This is a genomic window from Streptomyces glaucescens, from assembly GCF_002154375.1.
Classification (GTDB): domain Bacteria; phylum Actinomycetota; class Actinomycetes; order Streptomycetales; family Streptomycetaceae; genus Streptomyces; species Streptomyces glaucescens.
On sequence record NZ_MUND01000083.1, the window covers coordinates 1 to 8,426 of the forward strand.

Sequence of the window (8,426 nt, forward strand, 5' to 3'; positions counted from 1 at the left end):
CCGCCCGCCCGGCCGCCGCAGGCGACCGGCCCGTACGGCGCACCCGTACGGCGGGGGAGGGCTCGGCGAGCCAGACGGCGGCTGCGGGCGCCGGTGGCGCCGCGGCTGCCGGTGCGGGCACCGGAGCCGAGGCACCGGCCGGGCCGCGCCGCGCCCGGAGCGTGAGCCAGGGCTCGGCGTCCCAGCGCGCGGCGGCCGGGGAGACACCGCAAGCCACGGAGCCCACCACGACGCCTCCGGCCCAGGCCGAGGCCGCCACCGGTGAGCCGACGCCTGCGGAGACCCCCGCGGCCCGGCCGAGGCGGGCCCGCAGCGTGAGCGAGGGCTCGGCGAGTCAGCAGGCCACGGCTTCCTCCGGCACCCGGCGGGCCCGTAGCGCGAGCGAGGGCTCGGCCTCCCAGCGTGCGGAGAGTCCGGCGCCGACGACCCCGGAGGCTGCGACGCCCCGTCCCGCCGCGGCTCCCCGCAGTCCGGACGCCCCGTGGCACCACGCCCGGCCGGCGTTCGACGAGACCGGGCGGGAGCAGCCGGAGCAGCCAAGGCAGCCGGAGCAGCCGGAGCAGCCGGAGTCTGAGCCGAAGAAGCCCGGAACCCGAGAAGACACCCCCGACGACCCCTCAGGAGGCCCGCGGTGAACGACGTGCTCGACGTCGCCCTGCGACTTCTGATCGTCTTCGGCGTCTTCCTCACCTTCCCGCTGCTGGTCGGCCAGACCGAGCACAAGGTGATGGCCCACATGCAGGGCCGCCTCGGCCCCATGTACGCCGGCGGCTTCCACGGCTGGGCCCAGCTCGTCGCGGACGGCGTGAAGTTCGCGCAGAAGGAGGACGTGGTCCCCGCGGGAGCGGACCGCCGCATCTTCCAGCTCGCCCCCGCCGTCGCCCTGCTGCCGTACCTGCTGGTGCTGCTCGCCATCCCGATCGGCCCCGGCGAGGGCGCCGTCGGCGAGGTGATCGACGCGGGTGTCTTCTTCGTACTCGCCGTGATGGGCGTCGGCGTCCTCGGCTCCCTCATGGCCGGCTGGGCCAGCGCCAACAAGTTCTCCCTCCTCGGCGGTCTGCGCACCGCCGCCCAGCTGCTCGCCTACGAACTCCCGATGCTGCTCACCGCCGCCTCGGTGGCGATGGCGGCCGGAACGGTGTCGATCCCCGGCATCCTGAACGCCTTCGAGTGGTGGTGGCTGCCCTGGCAGATCGTCGGCGCGATCGTGTTCTTCGTGGCGGGCCTCGCGGAACTCCAGCGACCGCCCTTCGACATGCCGGTCGCCGACTCGGAGATCATCTTCGGCGCGTACACCGAGTACACCGGCCTGCGCTTCGCCCTCTTCCTCCTCGCCGAGTACGCCGGGATCGTCGTCCTGTGCGGCCTGACCACCGTCCTGTTCCTGGGCGGCTGGCACGGCCCCTGGGGCGCGGACGGCCTCGGCTGGGTGTGGACCCTGCTGAAGACGGCCGTGCTGGCCTTCATCGTGATCTGGCTCCGCGTCACCTATCCCCGGCTGCGCGAGGACCAGCTCCAGAGGCTCTCCTGGACCCTCCTCGTCCCCCTCTCCCTCGCCCAGATCGCCCTCACCGGCATCGTGAAGGTGGTGATCCCGTAGCCATGGCTCCCTTCCCCGGTTCCGGCCTGGCCAAGGGCCTGGCCGTCACCCTCCGCACGATGACGAAGAAGACCGTCACCGAGCAGTACCCGGACGTCCAGCCCGACCTCCCGCCCCGCACCCGCGGCGTGATCGGCCTGTTCGAGGAGAACTGCACGGTCTGCATGCTCTGCGCCCGCGAGTGCCCGGACTGGTGCATCTACATCGACTCCCACAAGGAGACGGTCCCGGCGGCCACCCCGGGCGGCCGCGAGCGCAGCCGCAACGTCCTCGACCGCTTCGCCATCGACTTCTCGCTCTGCATGTACTGCGGCATCTGCATCGAGGTCTGTCCCTTCGACGCCCTGTTCTGGTCGCCCGAGTTCGAGTACGCCGAGACCGACATCCGCGACCTCACCCACGAGCGGGACAAGCTCCGCGAGTGGATGTGGACCGTCCCGGCCCCGCCCGCACTCGACCCGGGCGCGGAGGAGCCGAAGGAGCTGGCCGCCGCCCGCAGGACGGCGGAGAAGCTGGCCGCCCAGCAGCAACCCCCGGCCACCGAGCCGCACGCCGACGAACAGGCGCGCGCGGCCGAGCGGCCCACCCGCCCGCAGGGCGACTCGAAGCAGCAGACCGACCAGCCGAGGCCGCCGCAGGAGGGCACGGAATGACCCTCGCAGCCGAGACCCACGGCTTCCTCTCCCCGACCGGCGTCGAGATCGCCTTCCTCCTGGTCGGCCTGGTCACCTTCGGCGCCGCCCTCGTCACCGTCACCACCCGGCAGCTGGTGCACGCCGCGTTGTGGCTGGTGGTGACCCTCGGCGGCCTCGCCGTCGAGTACCTCCTGCTCACCGCCGAGTTCATCGCCTGGGTGCAGGTCCTCATCTACGTCGGTTCCGTCGTCGTCCTCCTCCTGTTCGGCCTGATGCTCACCAAGGCGCCCATCGGCCGTTCGCCGGACGCCGACTCCGGCAACCGCTGGGCCGCCCTCGCGGTGGCCCTGACCGCGGCGGCCGCCCTGGTCTGGGTCGTCGTCGACGCCTTCCGCACCACCTGGATCGACCTGGACGGCCCGGCCGCCGGCTCCACCAAGGTCACCGGCGAGAGCCTCTTCCAGAACTGGGTGCTCCCCTTCGAAGCACTGTCCGTCCTGCTCCTCGCCGCCCTGGTCGGCGCGATCGTCCTGTCCCGCAAGGCGAAGGCGAACGCGACGCAGGCGGGAGCGGCGGTGGACCGGGCGCGGGCGGACCGGACGGACACCGCGGCCACGGCCGCCGAACCCGGCAAGGACGGTGTCCGCTGATGCACCTCGCCTACCCCGCCGTACTCTCCGCCCTCCTCTTCTGCACCGGCCTCTACGGCGTCCTCGCCCGCCGCAACGCGATCCTGGTCCTGATGTCGGTGGAGCTGATGCTCAACGCCGTCAACCTCAACCTGGTCGCCTTCGACGTCTGGCTCAGCAAGACCGCCGAGGAGACCCTGCACTCCGGCCAGGCGCTGACCCTGTTCACCATCGCCGTCGCCGCCGCCGAGATCGGCATCGGCCTGGCGATCGTCCTCGCCGTCCACCGCAACCGCGGCACCTCCGACATCGACAAGCTCCGCGACACCGCCGAGGGCCACGAGAGCGAGGGCCACGAGACCGACACCCCCGCGACCGAGACGGGCGCCGAGAAGGCTGAGGCCACCGCGTGACCACGACCACCCTCGCCGTACTCGTCCCCCTCCTGCCCTTCCTGGGCGCCGCCGCGGGCCTGGCGCTGGGCCGCACCGCCCCCGGTTTCGTCCGTCCCCTCGCGGTCCTGCCGACACTCGCCGCGCTCGCCCTCGCCGTGGTCGTCGCCGTCCACCAGGGCGGCGACGAGGCCGTCGACGCCGCGACGGAGCTGACCCCCACCGGCTCGGTCCCCATCGAGCTGGCCCTGCACATCGACGGCTTCGCAGCGCTCGTCGCCGTCCTGGTCGCCTTCGTCGCGACCTGTGTGCAGATCTACTCGACGGGCTATCTGCGCGAGGACCCGCGCTACCCCTCGTACGCCGCGCTCGTCTCCCTGTTCACCTCCGCGATGCTCCTCGTCGTCTACTCGGGCGACCTGATGGTGCTGCTGGTCGGCTGGGAAGTCATGGGCATCTGCTCCTACTTCCTGGTCGGCCACTACTGGGAGACACCGGAGGCCCGCGCCGCCTCCCTCAAGGCGTTCCTGGTGACCAAGCTCGGTGACGTCCCCTTCCTGATCGGTCTGTTCGCACTGGCCACGGACGCCGGGTCGTTCCGGATCACCCGGGTGCTGGGCGCCGTCGCGAACGGCGGCCTCGACCATCCGACACTGATCGCCCTGCTGCTCCTGGCCGGAGTGGCGGGCAAGTCGGCGCAGTTCCCGCTGCACACCTGGCTCCCCGACGCGATGGCCGGCCCCACGCCGGTCTCCGCGCTGATCCACGCCGCGACGATGGTCGCCGCCGGTGTCTACTTCATCGCCCGGCTCCTCCCGGTCTTCGAGGCCTCGCAGGCCGCGATGGTCGTCCTCGCCGTGATGGCCGCCGTCACCATGGCGGGCTCGGCACTAGCCGCGCTCGCCCAGGACGACATCAAGCGCGTCCTCGCCTACTCGACGATCGGCCAGCTCGGCTACATGACCGGTGCCCTCGCCGTCGCCGACCGCGGGGCCGCCGTCTTCCACCTCCTGTCGCACGGCGCCTTCAAGGCGCTGCTGTTCCTCGCCGCCGGCGTGATCATCCACGCCACCGGCACCAACTCGCTGGCCGCCATGTCCCGTATGCGGAACCTGCGCGACCGCGTCCCCGACGCCTACTGGACGATGACCGTGGCGCTCCTCGCGCTCGCCGCGATCCCCCCGTTCAGCGGCTTCTTCTCCAAGGAGGCCGTCCTCGGCGCCGCCGAGCACGTCACCGCCGGCCACACCGGGCACGCCCCCGCCGCCGCGGGCTGGATCGTCCTCGTCGCCGGCCTGGTCACCGCGCTGCTCACCGCCGCGTACGCGATGCGGCTGTGGCTGCTCGCCTTCCGCGGCCAGGGTGCCGAGGCCCCCGACCACGGCCGCCAGCCCGTCACCATGACCGTGGTGCTGTGGGTGCTCGCCGCCCCGTCCCTCGCCCTCGGCGGGTTCGCCTACCAGTCCTTCCCCGGCTGGTTCGACGGCGGCGACCTCGGCCCGACCCTGACCACCTCCGTGCTCGGCACGGGCGCGGCCCTGGTCGGCGGGATCGTCACCTACGCGGCCTGGCGCCACACCACCGCGCTCACCGCCCGGGTGCCGATGGGCGCGGTCGCCGCCCACCCGGAGGGAGACGCCGGGCAGGTCGAGGCCGAGGCGATCGCGAGCCACGCCCCCGCCTACGGCGATGTCGCCCGGGCCGCCGACCCGGCCGACCCGGGACGGCTGCTGCTGGGCCCGCTGCACCGGCACGCGGCCGCCGGCTTCCACCTCGACGCCGCGTACTCGGCGCTGTTCGTCCGCCCGGTGCGGGCCGGCGCCCGCCTGGTGCGGTTCCTCGACCGCGAGGTCGTCGAGACCTACGTACGCGGCGCGGGCACCCTTCCCCGCTGGCTCGGCGTCGCCGTGCGGCGCGCCCAGACCGGCAATGTGCAGACCTATGTGAGCGCGCTGCTCGCCGGCACCGTCGTCCTGGCGGTGGCCGTCGTCCTCGTCGCCACGGGAGCGTGAGCAGGCGTGATCGATATCAGCGAGTCCGTGATGCAGTTCCTTCTGGCGTTCGTCGTGGTCGGCCCGCTCCTCGGCGCGGCCGCCGCCCTGCTGCCCGCCCCGCCCGGACTGAAGGGGAAGTCGCCCGAACAGGCCGTGCTGCGGCACGGCGTGACGGTGACCGGCGCGGTTCTCATCGCCGCGATCGCCCTCGCGCTCGGCTTCGACCACGACCAGCCGTCGAAGATGCAGGCCACGACGGACATCAGCTGGATCCCGGCGCTCGACGTGCGGATCCACCTCGGCATCGACGGCATCTCCCTCCCCCTTGTCGTCCTGACCGCGCTGCTGACCTTCCTCTGCGCGCTCTACAGCTACTTCAAGCTGCCCGCGGGCCCGTCCCCGAAGGCCTTCGTCGCCCTGCTGCTCGTCCTGGAGTCCGGCACCCTCGCCACCTTCGCCGTCCTCGACCTGCTGCTGTTCTTCCTCGCCTTCGAGATGGTCCTGATCCCGATGTACTTCCTCATCGCCCGCTGGGGCGGCGAGGGCCGGGCCGAGGCCGCCTGGAAGTTCATCCTGTACACGCTGCTCGGCTCCGTGGTCATGCTGCTCGGCCTGCTGCTGATCGGCCTGCGGGCGGGCACCTTCGACATGGTGGCACTCGCCACTGACAACGGCCGGTCGCTGAGTACGTCGGTGCAGGTCATCGCGGTTCTGGCGATCGGGATCGGGCTCGCGGTGAAGACTCCGATGTGGCCGCTGCACAGCTGGCTGCCGGACGCCCACACCGCCGCGCCGACGGTCGGCTCGGTGCTGCTGGCCGGCGTCCTGCTGAAGATGGGCACGTACGGTTTCGTCCGTATCCTGCTGCCGGTCGCACCCGGCGGCTTCCGCACCTTCGCGCCGTACCTCGCCGCCTTCGCCGTCGTCGGGATCATCTACGGGTCCCTGGCCTGCCTCGCCCTCGCCAAGCGCGGCGCCAAGGGCGATCTGAAGCGGCTCATCGCCTACTCCTCCGTCGGTCACATGGGCTTCGTGCTGCTCGGCGTCGCGACCATGACCCCCACCGGTGTGAACGGCGCCCTGTTCGCCAACATCGCCCACGGACTCATCACCGGCCTGCTGTTCTTCCTGGTCGGCGCGTTGAAGGAACGCACCGGCAGCACCGACCTGGACACCCTCGCCGAGGCGACGGGCGCCGCGCTGTACGGCAGGGCACCCCGCCTGGGCGGCCTGCTCGCGTTCGGCGCGGTCGCCTCGCTCGGCCTGCCCGGCCTGGCAGGGTTCTGGGGCGAGATGCTGGCGCTGTTCGGCGCGTTCGACCCCGCCGACGGCCTCAGCCGCCCCGCGTTCCTCACGTTCATGGCCATCGGCGCGTTCGGCACCCTGCTCACCGCCGCCTACCTGCTGATCGTGGTCCGCCGGGTCTGCATGGGCACGGTGCCGCGGGACGCCCCCGAGCTCGCCGACGTACAGACGTACGAATTCGCGGCATGGACGCCGCTCGTCGCCCTCACCGTCGTCGCCGGACTCTGGCCGAAGACCCTCCTCGGACTCACCGACCCGGCCGTGCAGCAGCTCCTCGCAGGAGGCACCCGATGAGCTCCCTGGCCCAGCCGCTCGCCGCGTCGCTGATCCAGTCCGTCGACTGGCTCGCCATCGCGCCGCCCACCATCGCGGCCGTGGTCGCCCTCGGCGTCCTGGTCGCCGACCTGTTCGTGGACGACCGCCGCAAGGCCCTCCTCGGCTGGATCTCCGTCGCGGGCCTCGCCGCCGCCACCCTGATGCTGCTGCCCCTGCTGGACGGCGACCGCGCCACCTTCTGCCTGACCGGTGACCCCGCCGTGTGCAGCTACACCGCCGACCGCTTCACCCTCGTCCTCCAGCTCCTCGTCCTCGGCGGCGCGCTGGTCGCCGCCCTGCTGTCGGTCACCGGAGTGAAGGACGCGCGCGGGGGGCTCCCCGAAGGGGAGTTCTGGTTCCTGCTGCTGTCCTCCGCGGCCGGCGCAGCCCTGCTGCCCGCCTCCCGCGACCTCGCGACCCTGATCGTCGCCCTGGAGGTCGCCTCCCTGCCCGCGTTCGCCCTCGTCGGCCTGCGGCAGGGCGACCGCAGGTCCTCCGAAGCGGCGCTGAAGTTCTTCCTGTCCTCGGTCACCGCCACCGCGGTCAGCCTGATGGGCATCAGCTTCGTCTACGCCGCCACCGGCAGCCTCTACCTCACCGAGATCGCCGAGCGCATCCAGGGCGTCGACGGCCGGCTGGAGACCCTCACCCAGACCGGCGTGGTCCTCACCCTGATCGGCTTCGCCTTCAAGACCGCCGCCGTGCCGTTCCACTTCTGGGTTCCCGACACCTATGTGGGCGCCCCCCTGCCGGTCGCCGCCTACCTGTCCGTGGTCGGCAAGGCCGTCGGCTTCTCCGGGCTGATCCTCGTCACCGTCGTCGCCCTCCCGTCGTACGCCGACGTCTGGGGCCCGGCGCTCGCCGCGCTCGCCGCCCTCACCATGACCGTCGGCAACGTCGGCGCCCTGCGGCAGCAGTCCACGCGCGTGTACAGCGCGGTCCGCCTGCTCGCCTGGTCCTCCGTCGGCCAGGCGGGTTACCTCCTGGTCCCGATCGCCGCGGCCGCCTGGTCCGACGACGCCGAGCGTTCCATCGGCTCCACCGTCGCCTACGCCCTCATGTACGGCGTGGTGAACCTCGGCGCCTTCGCGGTCGCCGCCCTGGTCGGCCGCACCAGGCGCCTGAACCGGGTCGCCGACTACCGCGGGCTGTACGCCGCGAGCCCCGTGACCGCCCTCCTGCTGGCCTTCTTCCTGCTCTGCCTGGCCGGCCTGCCGCCCGGCATCATCGGCCTCTTCGCCAAGGTCACCGTCTTCTCGGCGGCCGTCGACGCGGGCCTGGGCTGGCTCGCCGTGGTGATGGCCGTGAACGTCGTCATCGCGCTCTTCTACTACCTCCAGTGGACGGCCCTGCTCTTCCGCGCGCCCGAGGGCGAGCCCGCGCGGTACCGCGTCCCGGCGCCCGTCACCGCCGCGATCGCCGTCACCGCGGTCTTCGGCATCGCCCTGTCCGGCGCCCCGCAGCTCGTCCTGCGCTTCACCGACACCGGCCTCTTCTAGGGGGTGTCGTCACACTCCCGTCTGCCCCGCGACGCGCGGCACGTACTCTCGCCGCAC

The 8,426-nt window shown here is 72.6% G+C and carries 8 protein-coding genes; 7 read left to right on the forward strand and 1 reads right to left on the reverse strand.

The features are described from left to right. A partial coding sequence (locus CCN42_RS43680) for a hypothetical protein (protein WP_211294642.1) occupies window positions 1-229 on the reverse strand: 229 nt, incomplete at its 3' end. A gap of 402 nt (window positions 230-631) precedes the next feature. On the opposite strand from CCN42_RS43680, the gene CCN42_RS06425 reads away from it, so the two are divergent. From CCN42_RS06425 to CCN42_RS06455, 7 genes are read left to right on the forward strand one after another with little or no spacing between them, the layout of a single operon-like run. Next, complete coding sequence (locus CCN42_RS06425) at window positions 632-1,600, forward strand: complex I subunit 1/NuoH family protein (RefSeq protein WP_086733638.1); 969 nt, start codon at window positions 632-634, stop codon at window positions 1,598-1,600. Window positions 1,601-1,602: 2 nt separating this feature from the next. After that, window positions 1,603-2,253, forward strand: a complete 651-nt coding sequence (locus CCN42_RS06430) for a NuoI/complex I 23 kDa subunit family protein (RefSeq protein WP_086168651.1) — start codon at window positions 1,603-1,605, stop codon at window positions 2,251-2,253. Continuing rightward, window positions 2,250-2,885: an NADH-quinone oxidoreductase subunit J family protein gene (locus CCN42_RS06435; RefSeq protein ID WP_086733640.1), complete on the forward strand. Its 636-nt coding sequence runs from the start codon at window positions 2,250-2,252 to the stop codon at window positions 2,883-2,885. The genes CCN42_RS06430 and CCN42_RS06435 overlap by 4 nt, the downstream gene beginning before the upstream one ends. Beyond that, complete coding sequence (nuoK, locus tag CCN42_RS06440) at window positions 2,885-3,277, forward strand: NADH-quinone oxidoreductase subunit NuoK (RefSeq protein ID WP_086733642.1); 393 nt, start codon at window positions 2,885-2,887, stop codon at window positions 3,275-3,277. Before CCN42_RS06435 ends, nuoK begins: the two co-directional genes overlap by 1 nt. Further along, on the forward strand, window positions 3,274-5,268 hold the full coding sequence (locus CCN42_RS06445) for an NADH-quinone oxidoreductase subunit 5 family protein (protein ID WP_086733644.1): 1,995 nt from the start codon (window positions 3,274-3,276) through the stop codon (window positions 5,266-5,268). Before nuoK ends, CCN42_RS06445 begins: the two co-directional genes overlap by 4 nt. Before the next feature lie 6 nt (window positions 5,269-5,274). Next, window positions 5,275-6,849, forward strand: a complete 1,575-nt coding sequence (locus CCN42_RS06450; RefSeq protein WP_086733646.1) for a complex I subunit 4 family protein — start codon at window positions 5,275-5,277, stop codon at window positions 6,847-6,849. Continuing rightward, entirely contained in the window at window positions 6,846-8,369 is a 1,524-nt protein-coding gene (locus CCN42_RS06455) for an NADH-quinone oxidoreductase subunit N (RefSeq protein WP_086733648.1), read from the forward strand. The genes CCN42_RS06450 and CCN42_RS06455 overlap by 4 nt, the downstream gene beginning before the upstream one ends. Window positions 8,370-8,426 lie beyond the last annotated feature (57 nt).